The 20,102-nt window shown below is 44.0% G+C and carries 17 protein-coding genes and 1 pseudogene; 9 read left to right on the top strand and 9 right to left on the bottom strand.

The window, feature by feature from the left end:
- The first annotated feature begins 16 nt into the window (after positions 1–16).
- The 6 genes from AC3WVG_RS06145 to glpX all read left to right on the top strand — a co-directional run bounded on the left by AC3WVG_RS06145 (position 17) and on the right by glpX (position 7,166).
- Positions 17–1,744: a tetratricopeptide repeat protein gene (locus tag AC3WVG_RS06145; RefSeq protein ID WP_488797287.1), complete on the top strand. Its 1,728-nt coding sequence runs from the start codon at positions 17–19 to the stop codon at positions 1,742–1,744.
- A gap of 2 nt (positions 1,745–1,746) precedes the next feature.
- Complete coding sequence (locus tag AC3WVG_RS06140) at positions 1,747–2,553, top strand: hypothetical protein (RefSeq protein WP_488797286.1); 807 nt, start codon at positions 1,747–1,749, stop codon at positions 2,551–2,553.
- Positions 2,554–2,702: 149 nt separating this feature from the next.
- Positions 2,703–3,089 carry a hypothetical protein gene (locus AC3WVG_RS06135; protein ID WP_488797285.1) on the top strand — a complete coding sequence of 129 codons (387 nt, stop codon included), beginning with the start codon at positions 2,703–2,705 and terminating at the stop codon, positions 3,087–3,089.
- A 108-nt stretch (positions 3,090–3,197) separates the two neighbouring features.
- Positions 3,198–3,635: a ribose 5-phosphate isomerase B gene (gene rpiB, locus AC3WVG_RS06130; RefSeq protein WP_488797284.1), complete on the top strand. Its 438-nt coding sequence runs from the start codon at positions 3,198–3,200 to the stop codon at positions 3,633–3,635.
- Positions 3,636–4,112: 477 nt separating this feature from the next.
- On the top strand, positions 4,113–6,098 hold the full coding sequence (gene tkt / locus AC3WVG_RS06125; protein WP_488797283.1) for a transketolase: 1,986 nt from the start codon (positions 4,113–4,115) through the stop codon (positions 6,096–6,098).
- An 84-nt stretch (positions 6,099–6,182) separates the two neighbouring features.
- Positions 6,183–7,166: a class II fructose-bisphosphatase gene (gene glpX / locus AC3WVG_RS06120; RefSeq protein ID WP_488797282.1), complete on the top strand. Its 984-nt coding sequence runs from the start codon at positions 6,183–6,185 to the stop codon at positions 7,164–7,166.
- A 417-nt stretch (positions 7,167–7,583) separates the two neighbouring features.
- On the opposite strand, the gene nadD is transcribed toward glpX, so the two are convergent.
- On the bottom strand, positions 7,584–8,237 hold the full coding sequence (gene nadD, locus AC3WVG_RS06115; RefSeq protein ID WP_488797281.1) for a nicotinate (nicotinamide) nucleotide adenylyltransferase: 654 nt from the start codon (positions 8,235–8,237) through the stop codon (positions 7,584–7,586).
- Positions 8,238–8,354: 117 nt separating this feature from the next.
- The gene (gene uvrB / locus AC3WVG_RS06110) at positions 8,355–10,352 is read right to left on the bottom strand and encodes an excinuclease ABC subunit UvrB (RefSeq protein ID WP_488797280.1); all 1,998 of its coding nucleotides are present in this window, start codon (positions 10,350–10,352) and stop codon (positions 8,355–8,357) included.
- A 174-nt stretch (positions 10,353–10,526) separates the two neighbouring features.
- Here uvrB and AC3WVG_RS06105 point away from each other — a divergent pair, with 174 nt between their 5' ends.
- Together AC3WVG_RS06105 and AC3WVG_RS06100 are read left to right on the top strand one after the other, a co-directional pair.
- Entirely contained in the window at positions 10,527–10,736 is a 210-nt protein-coding gene (locus tag AC3WVG_RS06105) for a hypothetical protein (RefSeq protein WP_252380589.1), read from the top strand.
- 57 nt (positions 10,737–10,793) lie between these two features.
- Positions 10,794–11,663, top strand: a complete 870-nt coding sequence (locus tag AC3WVG_RS06100) for a universal stress protein (protein ID WP_488797279.1) — start codon at positions 10,794–10,796, stop codon at positions 11,661–11,663.
- Between the two features lie 14 nt (positions 11,664–11,677).
- Here AC3WVG_RS06100 and AC3WVG_RS06095 read toward each other — a convergent pair whose 3' ends face one another.
- The 7 genes and pseudogenes from AC3WVG_RS06095 to glgP all read right to left on the bottom strand — a co-directional run bounded on the left by AC3WVG_RS06095 (position 11,678) and on the right by glgP (position 19,426).
- A complete protein-coding gene (locus AC3WVG_RS06095; protein WP_488797278.1) occupies positions 11,678–12,628 on the bottom strand; it encodes a sulfite exporter TauE/SafE family protein in 951 nt (316 codons plus the stop codon).
- A gap of 1 nt (position 12,629) precedes the next feature.
- Positions 12,630–13,235: pseudogene (locus AC3WVG_RS06090) on the bottom strand (ElyC/SanA/YdcF family protein).
- A 283-nt stretch (positions 13,236–13,518) separates the two neighbouring features.
- Positions 13,519–14,583: a chorismate synthase gene (gene aroC, locus AC3WVG_RS06085; protein WP_488797277.1), complete on the bottom strand. Its 1,065-nt coding sequence runs from the start codon at positions 14,581–14,583 to the stop codon at positions 13,519–13,521.
- 9 nt (positions 14,584–14,592) lie between these two features.
- The gene (gene aroL, locus AC3WVG_RS06080; RefSeq protein WP_488797276.1) at positions 14,593–15,111 is read right to left on the bottom strand and encodes a shikimate kinase AroL; all 519 of its coding nucleotides are present in this window, start codon (positions 15,109–15,111) and stop codon (positions 14,593–14,595) included.
- Between the two features lie 66 nt (positions 15,112–15,177).
- On the bottom strand, positions 15,178–15,804 hold the full coding sequence (locus AC3WVG_RS06075; RefSeq protein ID WP_488797275.1) for a TrmH family RNA methyltransferase: 627 nt from the start codon (positions 15,802–15,804) through the stop codon (positions 15,178–15,180).
- A gap of 169 nt (positions 15,805–15,973) precedes the next feature.
- A complete protein-coding gene (locus tag AC3WVG_RS06070; RefSeq protein WP_488797274.1) occupies positions 15,974–16,723 on the bottom strand; it encodes a TlyA family RNA methyltransferase in 750 nt (249 codons plus the stop codon).
- A gap of 138 nt (positions 16,724–16,861) precedes the next feature.
- Positions 16,862–19,426 carry an alpha-glucan family phosphorylase gene (gene glgP, locus AC3WVG_RS06065; protein ID WP_488797273.1) on the bottom strand — a complete coding sequence of 855 codons (2,565 nt, stop codon included), beginning with the start codon at positions 19,424–19,426 and terminating at the stop codon, positions 16,862–16,864.
- 151 nt (positions 19,427–19,577) lie between these two features.
- Between glgP and dut the strand changes: the two genes are divergently transcribed.
- The gene (dut, locus tag AC3WVG_RS06060; RefSeq protein ID WP_488797272.1) at positions 19,578–20,045 is read left to right on the top strand and encodes a dUTP diphosphatase; all 468 of its coding nucleotides are present in this window, start codon (positions 19,578–19,580) and stop codon (positions 20,043–20,045) included.
- Positions 20,046–20,102: the final 57 nt, after the last annotated feature.

Genomic DNA, 20,102 nt, shown 5'->3' with positions numbered 1-20,102 from the left:
GGAAGTCTTATCAACAATGAGTAAAATCATCATTATCCTTATCATCTCTCTAAACTTGATGGCATCCTGTTTGCCCAAGAATCAAGGTGCAAGTCCAGGAGCACTTGAACTCTCACCACAAGCCCGCTCCTCCTTTTATTATTTACAATTCCAAGAACTGAAGGATGAAAAAAAGTATGCTCAAGCAGAGGCAGCTCTAAAACAGGCACTGGAACTGGACCCATCCCCATTCTTATATTTGGAATTGGCCAATTTTTATTGGCAGAATCTCAAATTCAGTGAAGCCAGAACCACCCTTAAAGAGGGTATCGAAAAATTCCCCCAATCCAGAGACCTCTACCTGTCCCTGGCTAAATCTTACCTGGCGGAGAAGAGATTTGACCATGCAGCCACCACCTTAGAAGAATATTTAAAGGTCAGTCCAGAAGACTACCCCATCTATCAGGAGCTAGCTGCTATCTATGTCCAGAACAAAAAATACGCCCAAGCCCTGGACCTGCTAAAAAAAGTTCCACCTCCAAGGCGAACCAAGATCATGTATTATTACCTTGGTCGGGCCAGCAGCGGACTGGGACTTAAAAATAAGGCTGTACAATTCTTAAAAAAAGCCGTTCAGATTGATCCAAAATTCATAGAAGCCTGGGCAGAATTGGCCTTTGTTTACGAATTAAACAAAGACTATGTGGAAGCTGAAAAGACCTACGCACACTTGTTGCAAATGGGCGAAGAGAGCCCTGAGTTACTTTTAAGACTTATTGATTTGAACCTGAAATTAAACAGTCCCGACAAAGCCATGCTCCTTGTGGACAAAGGCCCAAAACATGAACAATTCAAGCTGGAGGCAGTAAACAAATTCATCTCCAATAAGTTCTACTCCTATGCACAAAAAATTCTTGCCGAAATCATGTCCCGAAAAGATTTCCCAGCCCGTACTTATTTTTATTTGGCTATTCTGGCTTATGAAAAAGACCAAGACGCACAAAAGGCAGTGGATTTTTTAAACAAAATTCCAGAGGATAACAAATTTTTCCATCAGGCCCTCCTCTTTCGCATCCAGTTATTAATGCAACTGAACAAACTCGAACAGGCTATGAGTTTAACTCGCATGGGCCAAAAAAAATTCCCCCGCCAAAATCAGTTCTGGCTTTTGCAGGCTAACATTTATGAGATCAAAAACAAATTTACGCAGGCCATAAAAATTCTGGATAAGGCCTTAAAAAAATGGCCCGATGAACCAGAACTTTTATTCCGCCGGGGAGTAATTCTTGATAAAATGGGCAAGCGCGAACAGGCCATAACAACAATGGAAAAAATCATTGCCAGTCATCCTGACCATGATCAGGCCCTCAATTACGTCGGCTACACTCTGGCAGAGATGGGCAAGGACCTGGATCGGGCACTCGTTCTGATTCAAAACGCCTTAAAAATTGACCCTGACAATGGTTATTACCTGGACTCGCTGGCCTGGGTCTATTTTAAACAACATAAGATTGAAAAGGCCTGGCAAGAAATAAATAGGGCCATTCAATTTGTCCAAGACACCCCGGACCCAACCATCTGGGAACATTATGGAGATATTGCTAAAGCTCTAAACAAGCCAGACCTAGCCCTGCGGGGGTATAAAAAAGCCCTGGAACTTAAACCCAGAAACATAGAAGCCATCAAGAAAAAAATTGATGAATTGGCTGCAAGCAGGGAGCAGGACGCACGAGACAATAAGCAGGGGGACAGGAAGTCAAATTAGAGATGGAAACTGACAACTACAAGCTGCGCACCACGAGCCACGAACCACGGGCCATGAACTACAGACTACAAGCACTTGTTCTTCTATTTCTAATTCTTTTTTTAGGTTGTACCCCTAAAAAACCAATTCCTGAACAATCTCCTTCTACACTCTGGTCCAGGTTCTGGAGGAATCAGACACAAGATGACCTATCCTTTAAAATTAAAACCAGCATTAATTATTTTTCTGCCTGCCGCAAAAACCGGATCCTGGCCACAATATGGGGGAATCTGAATTATCCCATTCGAATGAATATAGAGGCAGGAATAGGTCAAACACTTTCCCTGTGGCGAGAAGATAAATACCTTTGGCAAGCCTATTTTCCTGCCCTTAAAACTCTTTACTTTCATCCTGATGGCCAAAAAGGGGCTACTGCCTTGGGCTATCCAACTCCGTTCAACCTTAAAGAGTTGGCCATGATCCTTTTGGGCCATTATAGTAAAATTGTTCCTAGCCAGTTTGACAAAGTCGAATTTAAAAATGGACTTTGGATATTTAGCTTCAACACCAGGAGCAAAGTAAAAGCACTGGCTTTAAATGAACAGGCCCGGCCAATTTTCTTAGCAGGTGACGTATGGCAGGCAAAACTCAACCAATATACTCAGGAACAAAACGATGCCTACGCCAGAAAAATAATCCTTCTCTTACCGAAGTCCGAACAGGCAGTCATCAGAATCAAATCCTTGCAAATAAAAAAAATACCCTGGGAGAAGCAACAACTGGCTCTTAACCTACCAGGAGATACGCAGAAAAAATTTATTAAGTTTTAGGTCTAACAAGGAGAATGTCTATGTAAAAACAAATTTTGCACCTTTGACAACAAATTAACTCATCCAACTCTTTAAAACAGCTTAAAACTTAAATGTTAAGACTCCCATGAAAAAATTCATTTTTGCACTGTGGGAGCAAGGAGGAAATTATGGAAAAAGTACCAAGTGAAAGTAGTTCTGAAAAAGGAAACGTACCGTCGTTAAGGGAAATAACAAGGCTTATACTAACCGGCTGGAAAGTACTCTTTGCTGAACTAAAATGGTCAGTTATAAAAATCTGCCGGCAATGGGAAATTAAACAACTAAAAAAAAGGCTGGATCAAGAATACACTAATCTTGGCCGCTGCATCTATGCCCAAATTCAGGAATTTCCTCCGGGCTCACTTGACACCTCTGAGCCAGAGACAGACCTTGCGCTTAAACAAATATCTTTTTTAAAGGACGAAATTGCCCATTTAGAAAAGGAGCTTGTAGAAATCAGGCAAGAATTGATTCAACGCAGGAAGCAAAAATTTGAAGAAGACCAACTTGCCTAAAATTTATTGACTTTAACGGATATGCCTTATTCCATACTGGCTGCCTGACATTTCCTAATGCCAGGACGGGGCAAATTACAGCGTTGTAAATCACAAAAGGAGAACAAAATGACTTCCAAACCCATAATTTTTGGTTCTGATCACGCAGGACTTGGTTTAAAAAAAGAGCTGATAGCTTATTTAAGCCCCAAATATGAAATAATTGATGTTGGCACCAAAGATGAAAACAGCTGCGATTATCCTGTCTATGCCCGCAAACTCTGCCAGGAGGTCCTTGATAGACAGACCCTGGGAATTCTTATCTGTGGTTCAGGCATTGGGATGTCTATAACTGCCAATCGTTTTCAGGGTATCAGAGCTGCGCTTTGTCTCAACGAGTATATGGCCAGAATGGCCAGAATGCATAATGATGCCAATGTTCTCTGCCTCGGAGACAGAATTATTGGAATAGACTTGGCCAAAAGCATTGTGGACGTCTTTTTAGAGGCCAGCTTCGAGGGAGGAAGACACTTGCGCCGCATCCAGCTTATTGATTCTTTAGAGTAGTTATTCAACTTTCGGAGTTGATTTTCGAGCGCATTGAATAAAATGCACTCTTCAATAGTTCAGTAATTACAGGATGTGAAATAAGTCCAAAGTTGAGTTAGTTAGTGCAGCTGTACATGCAATATAGGTGCTTCTCGTAATTTAGGATTTTGCTTTTTCTTTCTTAACCGCAGACGCACACAGACCGGAAGCAGCTGGCGACTTGAAGGCTGCTTCGGTGCTGTCCTCCGGTCAATGCCAAGAAAAAAATTCACGGTTTCAGGTAAAAGGGAAAATTTTTACTTGACTAAAACCATTTTTATTGTTGACAGCAGGGGCAGCTTGTACCGGGCCACACAAATTATTAATTGAAAAGGTGAAAAGGAGAATCGGAGGAACCGGGAAGGAAGAAGCTATGAAGGCCTTATCCTACTATCCACTTCTCCGTTTCCCCGTCTCTCCGTTTCATTTTTTAAAACCATTAACCCTATATAAACAATGAGCACATTAGATCAAAAAGCAGTAAACATTATCAAAGGTCTGATTATGGATGCTACCAGGAAGGCCAACTCTGGCCATCCTGGAGGGGCGATGTCATCAGCTGATTTTGCCTATATTTTGTACAAAGAATTTTTAAATTTCGATCCGGATAACCCTGAATGGTTCAATCGAGACCGCTTTATCCTTTCCGCTGGACATGAGTCCATGCTCCTGTACAGTCTGCTCACCCTTTGCGGCTTCTTAAAGATAGAGGATCTGAAAAATTTTCGTCAGTTGGGTAGCCGTACTCCAGGACATCCTGAACACGATCTGACTCCTGGAGTGGAAGCCACGACCGGTCCGCTTGGACAGGGTTTTGCCATGGCTGTAGGCATGGCTGTTGCCGAATCATTTTTACGGGGCAAACTTGGCTCAGATACGTGTGATCACTTCACCTATGTTCTTGCATCAGATGGAGACCTGCAAGAACCCATTGTCCTTGGCAGTGCTGCTCTGGCAGGACTTTGGGCACTAAACAAACTGATCGTTTTTTATGACAGCAATAAAATACAGCTCGCTGGCCCAACTTCCAGATGCGACGGTTCCAACTACAAAAAGATTTTTGAAGGTTTTTGCTGGCAGGTAATTGAAATTGACGGACATGATCACGAACAAATTCGTACGGCGATCAGGCAAGCCAGAGAAGAAAAAAACAGACCGACCCTGATTATAGGTCATACTACAATGGCCAAAGGCAGTGCCACTTTAGAAGGCAGTGAGACCACTCATGGCTCTCCGTTCTCACCAGAAGAGATCAAGGCAACCAAAGAGAAACTCGGTCTGCCCGTGGATAAAGAATTTTACCTGCCAGATGAAGTTATAGCCCATTTCCAGAGCCGTTTCCCCAGCTTGCGCGAACAAGCAAAAGAATGGGAAGAAACATTAAAAAACAACTTGAACAAAAACCGCGAGATAGCCAACTTCTGGGAATTTATCCACACTCCGGCTAATGATAGGAACTTCTCCTGGCCCGAATTTGATCCGGCAAAACCCCTGGCCACACGCAAGGCATTTGGTCAATGTCTTAACAAGCTCATAGACCAAATCCCTAATCTTATGGGCGGTTCAGCCGATCTTGATCCATCAAACCAGACTGTTCATTTCAGGGAAACAGCAGGCATTTTTAATAGTAATACTAACCCACAGGGAAGATATCTAGCCTTTGGAGTCAGAGAGTTTCCCATGGGCGCAATTTTAAACGGCCTCGCTTTGCATGGCGGAATAATTCCCTTGGGGGCCACCTTTCTGGTCTTTTCTGACTATGAACGCAGTGCCATTCGCATGTCCGCTCTGCAAAAACTGCCTGTCCTGCATATCTTTACTCACGACTCCTTTTATGTAGGCGAGGATGGCCCTACTCACCAACCTGTGGAACATATCAGCTCATTGCGTCTTATCCCTAACCTCCTGGTTTTCAGACCTGCTGATGCTAACGAAAGTAAATTCTGTTTTTCTCTGGCGTTAAAACAGGATAATCGTCCGAGTGTTCTTTTGTTTACTCGCCAGGGTTTACCCATACTGGATCTAAACCAGTATCCACAGATAGAAGATGGGGTAAAAAGAGGAGCCTATATATTACTCGACCCACCAGATCACGATCCGGAAGTTATCCTCATGGCCAGCGGTTCAGAAGTCCACTTGGCCATGTCAGTAGCGCAGCTATTGAAGCCCAAAAAAGTTCGGGTTATCAGTGTCCCGTGCATGGAGCTGTTTGACGAGCAAGATGAAGAGTATAAACAAACTCTTCTCCCGGATAATGTCCGGCAAAGATTTGCCATTGAGGCCGGACGCGCAGATATCTGGTACAAATACGTGGGTTTAGATGGAGCAGTCTTTGGCCTTGACCATTTTGGAGATTCTGCCCCGGCCAAAGAACTGGCCCAAAAATATGGTTTCACTCCTGAAAACATTGTTGAATTTGTGAAAAGTAAGCTTGTTGATTAAATTGAATGATTAAATGGTTAAATCAAATATTAACTGGTAGAATCAATCTACAAACCACTTTATAATTCAATCCGAGAGGCAAAAATGGAAGCCCCCCAAAGAAATTTAGCTCTTGATCTGGTGCGAGTTACAGAATCAGCAGCCCTGGCTTCAGCCCGATGGCTGGGAAAAGGAGATAAGAATGCCGGAGATCAGGCTGCTGTGGATGCCATGCGTCTGTCCTTTGATAGTATAGACATCGCAGGCAAAGTTATAATTGGTGAAGGAGAAAAGGACGAGGCCCCGATGCTTTACAACGGGGAAACTTTGGGCACAGGCATGGGCCCGAGGGTTGATGTGGCAGTTGACCCTGTAGAAGGAACCAATCTCCTGGCCTTTGGGCGGCCTAATGCCATTTCAGTAGTGGGAGTAGCACCTGAAGGGACCATGTATGATCCGGGTCCAAGTTATTACATGAAAAAATTAGTCGTCCCCCACGAGGCCAAAGATGTGGTCGATATCAATGCTCCGGTTGAAGAAAACCTGAAAAATACAGCCAAGGCCCTGGGCAAAGATGTAGATGACCTGGTAGTCTTTGTCCTGGATAAACCCAGGCACAAAAGTCTGATCCAGGAAATCCGCCAGGCCGGAGCAAGAATCCAACTGCACACAGATGGCGATGTAGCTGGTGCACTCATGGCAGTAGACCCCCTGGCTGAGGTCGACATAATGATGGGTACGGGCGGTACCCCAGAAGGCGTGCTGGCAGCTTGTGCCATCAAGGCCCTGGGAGGACAAATTCTGGCCAAGCTTGACCCTCAAAAAGAGCACGAAAAAAAGGCCCTGGCAGAGCTTGGATATGATCTGAATCAGATCTTCACTGTTGATTCCCTGATCAAAAGTGAAGATGTCTTTTTTGCGGCAACAGGCATATCCGGGGGAACTTTCTTAAAGGGCGTGCGCTATACCGGAGATGGCGCTGTGACCCATTCCCTAGTCATTCGCGGTAAAACCGGCACAGTTAGACGTATCCAGGCCTTTCATAAATGGGAAAAACTCATGCGCATAAGCGCAGTGAAGTACGATTAAAGAGAAAAAAGGTTAGAAGGCCTGTAGCCAAACCCTATTTTCACCGCTGATTGAAAGTCTTGGTTTCTGAAATGCATTACAAACGGCTTGGGTAACCCATCTTGACGAAGCTTGCGGAAAAGCAGTGCATCGGGATGGTTAGACTAAATACTTTGCGATATTGACCATAACTATCGATAATAAAAAGAATATTTGTTTACCTAAAATATCCCATTATGCTCTGTCCGCAAGCAAGGTTTAGATGCGTCCAAGTCTTTGTACCAGCATGAAAGGAACCAAGACTGGAATAAAGCATGGGAATTAAGTTGATAAAAAGATTTGGTCACAGCCTTTAAAAGGCTAAAATGTAAATGTTAATAGATTGTTTAAAGTCCTTATTTTTCTCCTAACATCTTTACCTCTTAATCTTTTAACCTCTCAACCTTTCCAATAGAAAACAACGTCTTCCCTGTTCTCATCCAAAAACTTTTCCACTGGCCTGGGTACGAGAAAGGTGATGTTTTCACCATGCAACCACTTGCGACGAACCAGGGATGAACTTATATCCAAACGGGGAAGAGAGAGAAAAAATATTTTCTTCCCCCGGTGTAAACTCCATCCTCCAGAAATGTTTTTGTCCACCGGCCAAAAACTGGTCACAAACTCATGAATCTCATCTTCGGTCTGGCCATGCCTGTCGACAACAACAAAATTGGCCAGATAAGGAAGGTCTCTGCCTTTAAACCATTGAGGGACTGTCAATAGATCCAGACTTCCCAGGATAAAAAAAAGCTCTGTTTCAGGCTCACGGCGGAAGAAAGTCTCTAACGTAACATAAGTATAGGATGCTTCCGGCCTTTCCTTTTCCATCAGGTTTAACTTTAACCCGTCCACGCCCTGAATAGACTGTTCGAGCATCTTTACCCGCCACTCAAAAGGCAGAACATTTTTCGTCTGTTTATGGGGAGGAATGTAGGCCGGGACCAGATGGACCTCATCCAGATGCATTTTTTCTCCCACTTCCAGAGCCAGACGCAAATGCCCAATGTGCACGGGGTTAAAACTTCCGCCAAGTAAACCAATTTTTTTCAATCTCTATCCTTGTTGATAGTTGAATAGTTTAATAATAAATGGCTTAATATTTGAATAGCCAACCAAAATACAACCCTCTTGCCCCCTGGTCTTTTGTCCCTAACTGACAAATAAATTTCACATCTCCAACAACATCTGCCTCAATCTAAAAATTTCATCCCTCACCTTTGCAGCCTGTTCGAACTCCAGTTCTTTGGCAAGTTGACGCATCTGCTTTTCCAGATTTTTAATCCGCCTTTCTATTTCTTCCGGAGTCAGATTATATCCTGTTAGATTTTCAGCTACACTAGCCTGAGAAACATCCGTATCCTGATGATAAAAATCATAAAGGACATTGCTTTTCTTCTTGCTAACAGTCTGCGGAATAATATTGTGCTCTTTATTAAATTCTATCTGTTTATTACGCCTCCGCTCTGTCTCCTCCATAGCCTTTTGCATAGACCGGGTAATAGTGTCAGCATACATGATAACTTTTCCGGAAATATTTCTTGCCGCCCTGCCGAATGTCTGGATAAGGGCACGGTAAGAGCGTAAAAATCCCTCTTTATCTGCATCTAGAATAGCCACCAGTGAAACCTCTGGCAAATCCAAACCCTCACGCAAAAGATTTATACCCACTAAAACCGTAAATTCCCCCTGTCTTAAGGCCTGGATAATGGCCACTCTTTCCAAAGTATCAATATCAGAGTGCATGTATTTGCTTTTGATACCCCTTTCCTGCAAATATTCAGTCAGATCTTCGGCCATCCTTTTTGTCAAAGTAGTCACCAACACCCGTTCGTCTCTTTGTTCTCGCATCAAACACTCATGCATCAGGTCATCCATCTGTCCTTTTGTAGGTCTAACCTCCACTTCCGGATCCACCAATCCAGTGGGTCGAATAATCTGCTCGACCACGACCCCTGCACACCTCTCCATCTCCCAGTCTCCAGGCGTAGCTGAGACATAAACGGTTTGGCCTATTCTGGCTAAAAATTCGTCAAAATTTAAGGGTCTGTTATCCAAAGCTGAAGGCAAGCGAAAACCAAATTCAACTAAAGTTTTCTTTCTGGAGCGATCTCCACAATACATGCCCCCTATCTGAGGGATGGTGATATGCGATTCGTCAACAAACAAAAGGAAATCCTTTGGAAAATAATCCAGCAAACAGGCCGGAGGCTGACCGGGTTTTCGGCCATCCAAATGCCTTGAATAATTTTCAATCCCATTACAATAGCCCATCTCCTCAATCATTTCCAGATCAAGCTGTGTTCTTTGCTCCAAACGCTGGGCTTCTACTAATTTATTCTGGTTCTTGAACCAGAGAAGTCTTTCCCTGAGTTCCTCCCTGATGGCGTCCATGGCACGCTTGAGATTGGCCTGGTCAGATACATAATGACTGGCCGGGAAAATCATTGTCTTTTTTATCTGTCCCTTTATCTCGCCGGTCAAAGGATCTGTCTCGTATATACCATCAATTTCATCTCCAAAAAACTCAATACGCAGGGCCTGTTCATGTCTATACGCGGGGATGATCTCCAATACATCTCCCCTGACCCTAAAAGTTCCCCGATGAAAATCATAGTCATTACGCTCATAATGCACTTCAATCAATCTGGACATGAGCTCTTCCAGACTAGTTTTTTGCCCTTGTTCAACAGGGATGACCATCTGAGCATAATATTCTGGTGATCCCAGCCCATAAATGCAGGAAACCGAAGCAACAATGATCACATCTCGCCGGGTAAGCAGGGCATGGGTGGCCGAGTGGCGGAGTTTATCAATATCCTCGTTAATAGAGGAATCCTTTTCGATATAAACGTCCGTGTGAGGTAAATAGGCTTCTGGCTGATAATAATCATAGTAACTGACAAAATATTCCACGGCATTATGCGGAAAAAGTTCCTTGAACTCATTAAATAATTGCGCAGCCAAGGTCTTGTTCGGGGCCATAATCAAGGCGGGCCTATTACACCTGGCAATTACATTGGCCATGGTAAAAGTCTTTCCTGAGCCAGTCACACCCAAAAGAATCTGGTCTGAAATCCCTTGCTCAATATTTCTGACCAGAGTATCAATAGCCTTGGGCTGATCTCCCTGTGGTTTAAATTCACTAACAAGCTTAAATCGTTGCATATTATTAGATGGTTAGAAGATTTGGAGGGTTTCAAGATTGGACAATCGAGATTGGAAATCCATTAAACGCAAAGAACCTGGTTTGACAAGAACTGATTTTTTCCCCTACTGATTTAGTGAAATCATCCGATTAATAGAATAGGTGTTGTTTTCGGCCTAAGTTGGGAGGAGAATATGGACGTACAAACCAGTTTCTCCATGGAGATGTTCACTCAAAGCCTCAAACAAAATCAATTTGGGGCACAACTGATCCAGAAAACACTGGACCGTATGGATTCTAATCAATATCAAAACAGTCTGGTTAATCAAGACCAGGAATTTCAAACATCGATTTTGCGTGCCGCCTACGAAGGCCGCGGCACTATGATTAATAAACTCGTGTAGTCAAACATATAAAGGCCGAAAACAACGCCACATTAAAGGCCCGGACCTAAAAAACTCATGAAAAAACATCTGCTCATAACTGTCAGTAAAGATTACACTGTTCAATATGCCATATGTTTTCTAGCTTATTTTTTTAAAAACAAAAAGGATTTGCTTATAGATCTATTGTATATTGCCCCTAATCCCAGGAAAAATATTGTGCTGGATCCAAGCGCAGGACAAAATGTAACAGAAGCCAAACACTTGGCCGCAACCTATAAACGTCATGGTTTTGAAGCCTTGCACAAGGCCCAAAAGATGTTGCTGGAATATGGATTTCGTGCAGAACAAATAAAAGAAGACTTTCAATTCAGACAGACATCGACAGCGCAGGATATTGTATTTTATGCCCGAAGTGGTTTCTATGATGCACTCTTATTAGGACGCAGAGGGATATCTCTTCTGGAAGAATTGATTGAAGATAGTGTGAGTAAACAGGTCCTTAATAAAAAAATTGATTTCCCCCTCTGGATCTGTCGTAAACCAGAAAAAAACCGCCAAAACATTCTCTTATGCACTGATGGGACTCCAGAAAGCCTTTGCGTGGCCGACCATGTAGGCTTTATCATGCAAAAACATACAGAGCATAAGATTACAATTTTCCATGTTCAAAACAATTCTTCCACTGCTGTTAGTGAAATTATCAACAAAACAAAAAAACAACTCGTAAACAACAACTTTCCCGAGCAGTTGATAGAAGAAGAGGTCGTCCGGGGTAAAAACACAGGCCATACAATCCTCAAACATGCCCTGAACAATAACTATGCTGTTATTGCCATGGGTAGAACAGGAGGGCATCAAAGCACCATGTCTAAACTATTTATGGGCTCAACCAGCTCTTACATATTTAAAAATCTAGACAGAGTATCCCTATGGGTATGCAAATAACCGTATTTTAAATTTTAGGTTCCCAGCGTCCTCAAGAATCCCCAGATATATTTCAAGGCTGTAAAGAAAATTATTACGCTGAGCATAGCTTTGATCCAACTGGCTGGAACATACTTTTGGCAACGAGCTCCCAAGTACATCCCAACCATGCCACCAAGGCCAAACAAAAGCCCCAAAAGCCAGTCTGGAGAAACTGCTTGGTGAGGATAAAAAGGGGCAATAGCCTGATAAAAAATCACCCCGGCGATGGAGGTGACAAAAGTACCCATTAGGGCTGCCCCAGCGATGGTATAAACAGGTAGGCGAAAAAATGAAACAAAAAACGGGGCCACTATGGAACCACCGCCAATCCCATAGACCCCCCCGATAATGCCCACAACAAAACTCAAACTAAAAATGCCTAAAGTTGAAAACTCAAATTTTTGTCCGTAAAATTCATAGCAGATTTTATTCAAAGAAAATTTTTGTACTTTAACAATGGGCAAGTCCCTTCCCAGGTCTCTTTTTTTCTGCCTGAATTCCCTAATCAACCGCTCAAACTTTTGTTCGCTGCTCTTTTTCATCCCGTGCCCGGGTCTGAGCAACTCTTTAATCATCTTAGTCCCGATATAGAGAAGGACCAGCCCGGCAAAAAACTTAAAATTTTTGGGATCTGGCAGATATACAACCCGGACAATGGCTCCGATAAACACCCCTGGCAAAGTTCCCAGCACAACCACCCAGGCCAAGGGCCAAACCATCCGCCCTTCTTGAAGGTAGCGATACACACCCGGAGGTATGGCCACAATATTAAAAAGCTGATTAGTCGCGCTCACTGCCGGCGAAGTAAAGCCAAGAAAACTCATCTGAAAGGGAAGAAGTAGAAAAGCACCGGAGACACCCCCCATAGAGGTAAAAAAGGATATGATTGAGGCCACCAAGGGCGGTAGCCAGATCGGTGTTTCTACTCCGGATGAGAAAAGCATATCATATCTGTCCTCTAAGCCTGGCCCAGGCCAAACCTAAATACTCATAAAAAACTCGCTCCATCTTTTCCAAGCCATCACTACTGGGGAAATAGTCCCAGAGATTATATCTCTTCTTCTCTTTGGCTAAATAATCTGTTGGAGAAGGAATGGGGTTTAAGCCCTGGGCCTGAAATAAAAGCATGGAGCGATGCATATGTGAAGCAGAGGTAACCAGGACAAATGATTTGTTTTGAAGGATGTTTTTTAATAGCCTGGCCTCGTCCTTGGTGTCTTTAGACTCTGCTTCTAAAATCATGTCCTATTCTTTCAAACCCAAGATCCTGGCCACCCGGGCCATAACCAAAGCATTGGACTGGGGATCGTTTAACCTGCCTCCGGAGAATATAATTTTTGCCTTGGGCAGTTTGCTTTTTAAACGCAGGGCTTCCACTACCCTGGCCAATGCTGAACGGCCAATCTGAGAATTAGGCGGCAGAACAGGCTCAGAATCATGACCTCCCCCCAGAACAACTATGAATTCCACGTCCTGAGGAACTTCTTGTAACGGACGATATTTATGCTCCAATGGGCTAAGAAGCTTGTCGGCCACAGGTCCTATACTCATTGCCGTAAGTAAACTTAAACCCACAAAAATAAATATCTTGCCGGCCCGCTTTTTATTGAATAGCAGGCACAAGAGGCCCAGGCCCAAAATTTCCACACATAAAGGAAGGGGAAATAACAGACGGGAAACGATCTTCTTAAATAAAAAAATCATCTTGCCCCAATAAACTTTTCTATTGACTTAAAAATTATTCTCTCGCTGCTATTCGTCTGCTGCGTTCGCTAAAATTTGTTTCTCCCGCACGCCTTGAGTTAATGACATAGATCACTCAGCTACACGCTAACTATCCACTCACCCAGCTACGCCTTGCTTCATGTAAAAGAAGCATATCAGCAAGAGTCATGAGAACCATAGCTTTAAGTACCGGAACAATACGGGGAATAGCGCAAATATCGTGACGACCGCCAATATTTATCTCTACAGGCTGATTATCCTTATTGATGGTTTGCTGTGGCTTGGCAATAGAAGGAATAGGCTTTACTGCTGCCCGGCAAATAATGGGCTGGCCAGAAGAAATGCCCGCCAATACCCCCCCGCTATTATTGCTTGCGAAACCATCAGGGGTAATAGGATCATTATTTTCACTGCCCAGAAGTCTTGATGCCTGAACCCCTTGTCCGATCTCAACTCCTTTTACAGCCCCAACACTCATCAAAGCGTAGGCCAGCCGTGCATCTAATTTATCAAAAACAGGCTCGCCCAATCCCACAGGAACCCCCGTGGCCATTATCTCTACAATTCCGCCCAGGGTATCACCGTCTGCACGAACTTCCTTGACCCTTTGCTCCCACCTGGGAACCACGTTTTTGTCAGCACTAAAAAATGGTAAAGTTTCTGCAGCCTGAATATCTTTAACCTCTACAGGAATACCTCCCAATTCTACAGTATAGGCAAAAACCTGGATTCCTCTGGTACGCAATACTTCCTGAGCAATGGCTCCGCCTACCACTCGTGATACTGTCTCTCGTCCTGAAGACCTGCCTCCACCCCGATAATCTCTGATTCCAAATTTTTGCGTATAAGTATAGTCGCCATGGCCTGGCCTGAACACATCTTTTATCTTGCTGTAGTCCCTGGACCTTTGGTCTTCGTTAGCAATATAAAAACCAATGGCCGTCCCCGTGGTTTTCCCTTCAAAAACACCAGAGAGCAGCCTAACCCGATCCTTTTCTTTTCTGGTCGTAGAAGAAATCCCCTGACCGGGTTTTCTTTTATCCAGCTCCTTTTGAATTATTTCCTCAGACAAAGGAATCCCTGCTGGACAACCCTGGACTACTCCCCCCAGGCCCGGACCATGAGATTCCCCAAACGTAGTCAAAGTAAAAAAACGGCCGTAAGTATCACCCATCTTCGCCTCTTAGCCTTTTAGTTTTTTAACACACGTCTCCACAAGTTCAGAAATACTCAGGCTGGCATCAAGAACCAGCTTGGCACATTGCCGATAAAGCGGCTCTCTTTCTCTCAAAACTTCCTGTATCTCTTGCTCAAGAGAGAGGTCAGTTAAAGCCGGGCGCATATTGCTATCATTATCATTTCTCAGTCTTTGCGCCAGAAGCTCCACCTGACCATGCAAATAAAATACATACCTGGAACTCTTTAAAATCTCCCTGTTAGCCGGGCGTAAGACGATCCCACCGCCAGTAGAAACCACTTGCGGTCCATGATTACTTATCTCCTTAAACGATCGTTCCTCTATATCTCGAAAATAGTCCCATCCCTTCTTAGCCACTATCCCCGAAATATTTTGGCCCATCTTATCTTGAATATAAATATCAGTATCCACAAAAGGTAAATCAAGCCGATGAGCCAGGGCTTGGCCTAATGTGGTCTTCCCACATGCCCTTGGCCCGATCAGATAAATATTTTCCTTATTCATCCCTTGTTACCTTCAGTCTTCTCCCCATCTTCTCAACTTCTTAACCTCTCATTTTCCCATCTTCCTTCACTTCATGGCCCATTGCTCAAACAACTCTTTAAGTTCTTCTTCAGAAAAAGACGGCTGGTCATACATTCCCTTAGCCTGTCTCTGTCTCCAGGCCTCGTATAAGATTATGGCTGCAGCCACAGAAACATTCAAACTTTGCACCATGCCCTGCATGGGAATATAAAGTTCATTAGGTACAAGAGCAAGTAACTCTTCATCCATGCCTCTATGCTCATTGCCAAGAATAACGGCTGTTGGTTTTGTAAAATCCCATTCAGTCAAGGGAACAGCCTTTTTGCTAAAGCCGGTGCCCACCAGTTTAAACCCCTGTTCTTTGAGCTCAGTAACCATTTTTTTTGCTTGTCTGTGCCTTATACAATCCACCCATTTCTTGGCTGAAGCCGAAGACTTTTTCCCCAGACAAGGGAAGGCCTCTTGAGTATAATAAAGGTGGACCTTCTGCACTCCAAAGGCATCACAACTGCGTAAAATTGCTGAGACATTATGCGGGTCGTGGACATTATTAATAATCAGAGTCAAGTCTTTCTGCCGTCTGGCCAGCACCTGACTGATTCTATTTAGTCTCTTTTCTGTTCTAGGCTTCTGAATTCTGGTTTCTGGATTCGTAAGACAAACTTTATGCATATCTTACCCTCTTCTATTAAGTAGAAGCTCAATTTAAATCGCGGCCCAAAGCTTTTTACCGTGAGTCATGACTAGAAACTAACTGCCACCCAAAGAAAAGCTTTCAGCTCCGAGCTTCAGCTTTATTGAGTTGTTTTATCTAACCTCCAATATGTTTAACATCCACACACTATACTTTTGCTTTAAAATAAACCAAATATTCTTGATTCCCTTTTGGGCCCTTGATCATGGCCGGAACAGAGCCCAAGAATTCGAGACCAAGCTCATTTTGTGCAAAATGAACCAGACTATTCAAAACTTCATTTATCTTTTCCTGAGATTTGACTACACCTTTAACGGTCTGTCCCCGGCCCACCTCAAACTGAGGTTTAACCAAGGCAATAACCTCGCCTCCTGGAGCCAGAAACTTTAAACTCGCAGGCAAAGTCAGGCGCAAGGAAATAAAGGAACAATCCAGAACAATCAACTGTACCGGCTCTGGAAGCAAATCAGATGGAGCATACCGGATATTTATCTTTTCCAAATTAACCACTCGCGGGTCTTGCCGCAGCTTCCAATGCAACTGACCATGCCCTACATCCAGGGCGTAAACTTTCTGTGCCCCCATTTGGAGCAAACAATCAGTAAACCCCCCGGTTGACGCGCCTACATCCAGACAGATTTTATCGTCAACCTCCACCTTGAAGTGCTCTATGGCTGTTAATAGCTTATAGCCTCCTCGACTGACAAATCGGTCCTGTTCTTTGAGTTTTAAACGAACTCCAGGTTCCACGCTCTGACCAGGCTTGGCAACAAGCACCTGCCGGCCATCCTTTTCCATAAACACCTGGCCAGCCATAATCAGTCGTTTGGCTTTTTCTCTGGATTCAGCCAAGCCCTGTTCATATAGTAAAATATCTGCTCTGATCTTCTTTTTCACACTCACGACTTTAACTTTGATAAATCTAAGAGGTTATGAGGCTGGAAAGCCAGGATGATTGGTTGTTGAAAAGAAGCTATGTGTTGTGCCTATCTTAACTTCTTATCTTCTCAACTTCCTAACTTCCTCTTTCACGCGTTACTGTGCCCAATGAATGAGGCCCAGGCAATGTGGGTCTAAAAGAAGTGGATGAGAAGGAAGAACCCTGACTGTAAAGCCAAATCTGCCTGTATTATCAGGTGTTATGTACCCTTCATAGAGAATCCAGCCATCACCGGTCTGACTCTTGGGCTGCATGGTTTCTGTTTTGCGGTCTGTGAAATTGCCTTCCACATCCACTGCTCCGGCATAAATCTCCATCCTGACATCCTCTGGGCGCAAGCCATTGACAAAGAGTTCCGCCTCGACCCGGATTCTATCGTCGGCAAAAATTTCGTCAAAGCTTTGAGAACGTACATTCCTGATTTTCACATCACTCCACTTGGTCATTAACTCCATTCTCCAGGCAGCCAGATCTTTGGCCGGGGCAAAATCGTTACGAGAAAGTGCCAAATAATTTTTATAAGCTGGCAAATAAGCAAACCGCACATAGTCTTCCACCATGCGATGAGCATTATACATTGGAGCTAAAAGCTTAAGTCCATTTTTCATTTTCTTGATCCACTCACGGGGCAAACTACCATGGCCTCGATTGTAAAAAAGAGGAATAATTTCTTTTTCTAAAATATTATATAAGATCTGACTTTCTACAAAGTCCTGATAGTCGCTATCTTCGTACTCTTCTCCGCTACCAATGGCCCAGCCCACACTGTTACCGGGCTGGTACGCCTCGGCCCACCATCCATCCAGGGTACTAAAATGAAGCACTCCATTGGCCACTGCTTTCATTCCACTTGTTCCACAGGCTTCCAGAGGTCGCCGTGGGGTATTCAACCATACATCGCACCCCTGGAGCATGTACCGGGCAATCTCTAAATCATAGTCTTCCAGAAAAACAACACTAAAACGACAGTCCACTCTCTGACAGAGTTGAACAATTTGCTGAATAATCTTCTTGCCTTCCTCATCTTTGGGATGGGCCTTGCCGGCAAAAATAAACTGAACCGGATGTTTTGTATCCTGGATAATATTTAAAAACCGTTGCACATCCCTTAAAATAAGATTGGCCCTTTTATACGCGGCAAATCTGCGGGCAAAACCAATAGTCAAAGCTGCCGGGTCAAGGACATCTTCTGCCAGTTCCAGCTCATACCTGCGCCCTCCCCTGGCCAGAATCTGCTCTCTCAAACGATAACGGACAAAATCTACCAGCCTTTCCCTTAATCGCTCATGGGTCCGCCATAGTTCTGCGTCAGGGATTGCTTCAGACTGCTGCCAGACCCGCTCACAATCAGGATCCTCACGCCAGTTTGAGCCCAAGTAGCGGTCATACAGGTAAGAAATATCCGGAGCCACCCAAGAGGGAATATGCACTCCATTGGTAATGGACCCAATAGGGACGTCATCTACAGGATACTGGGGCCAGACTTTCTTCCACATATTTCTGGACACTTGACCGTGTAACTTGCTCACCCCATTGTTGAAACGAGACAGACGAAGAGCCAGAACAGTCATACAAAAAGGCTCCTGATCATCATGCTGATCTTCGCGACCCAGAGCCAGAAAAACCTTAAACGCCAGACCTAATTCCTGGGCATACTCTTCAAAATATTTTTGCATTAGGTCCGGGGGGAAGCGATCATTTCCAGCCGGAACAGGGGTATGCGTGGTAAATATACTACTTGAGGCTACAAGTTCCTGGGCAGATTCAAAAGACAAACCAAAATCATGCATAAAGACCCTGATCCGCTCCAGAACGGCAAAAGCTGAGTGTCCTTCATTCATATGGATGACCCTCGGGGCCAGGCCCAAGGCCTTTAATGCCCTGACCCCGCCAATGCCCAAAACAATCTCCTGCTTTAAACGCATTTCAAGATCACCGCCGTAAAGCTGGCCGGTGATTTTCCTGTCGAGAGGATCATTTTCTGGCACATTGGTGTCCAGAAGATACAGATTTACCCGGCCAACATCCGCACGCCAAATCCGGGCATTGACCACACGTCCGGCTAACTGCACTTGAACATTCAATGGGTGTCCTTGTTCATTTTTTTCCAGAACAAGAGGCATCTGCTCAAAGTCATTTATGGGGTATCTTTCCTGCTGCCAGCTATCGTGGGTCAGGTATTGCCTGAAATAGCCCTGTTGGTAACAAAGCCCCACTCCTACCAGGGGCAAATTCAAATCACTGGCCGACTTTAAATGATCGCCGGCTAGAACCCCAAGTCCCCCTGAGTAAATAGGCAAACAAAGGGCAAGTCCGTATTCCGCACTAAAATAAGCAATCACGGGATATTCAGACTCAAAGAACTTCGATAATCCCTTATCTGAACTGTTTCTATATTCAGCCAGACTGTTTTTAATATGCCTAAGTCTTTCTAAAAAGAAAACGTCCTTGGCGAGGGTTTCCAGTTTCTCCTGCTCCAGGTGATTTAAAAACCAGACAGGATTCTGCTGACTTCTTCTCCACAACCCGTAATCTATCTGACTGAAAAGCTCAGCGATTTCATGCTTCCAGGTAAACCAAAAGTTATAAGCCAAATCCCATAAAGGCATTAATTCTTCCGGCAGCCTTGGAATTACACTGTAGACTTTTAAAGGGCGCATAGCCTTCTCCTTATATTTTATAATCTCTTGCCAGCCATTACAAGGCCACGTCAAGCTCAGGCACGCACTTGCTTAAAGTTACAAGAAAAATTATCTGAAACTTACGTATTACGAGTATTCAAAAAAAACAACTTAAAAAGGTAAAAAAACAATGAACAAAAATTGCAAAATTGATGTTAAAGTTAAATTTTTGAGTGAACTTTGCTCCAGTGAAAACTTCCGCTATGCCACCCCTTATTCTGCAGGGATTGACCTGCGAGCCTGTATTGACCAGGCTCAAATTGTCCTTGAACCTGGGAACAGATATGCTTTTCCCACCGGCATTGCCATTGAAATCACCCAGCCTGGCATTGCTGGTTTTGTATTTTCCAGAAGCGGTCTAGGCACAAAGGAAGGGCTGGTTGTTAGCCAAGGAGTCGGGGTTATTGACCCGGATTATCGCGGGGAAATAATTGTCTCTCTTCTCAATACCTCACCGGAGCAAAGAATCGTATCCAGGGGCCAACGCATAGCTCAATTGGTGTTTATGCCTGTTTATACGGCTAATATTATTCCCGTAAACAATCTAACTCCTACCCAGAGAGGCGCTGGAGGATTTGGACATACTGGCAAAATATAAATAACTCAACTTTCTGACTTATTAAAACCCTTGCTATTTCTACGTTCTCGAAGAGCG

This window comes from Desulfovulcanus sp., from assembly GCF_982781345.1.
This window is presented reverse-complemented; position numbering and strand designations above follow the sequence as displayed.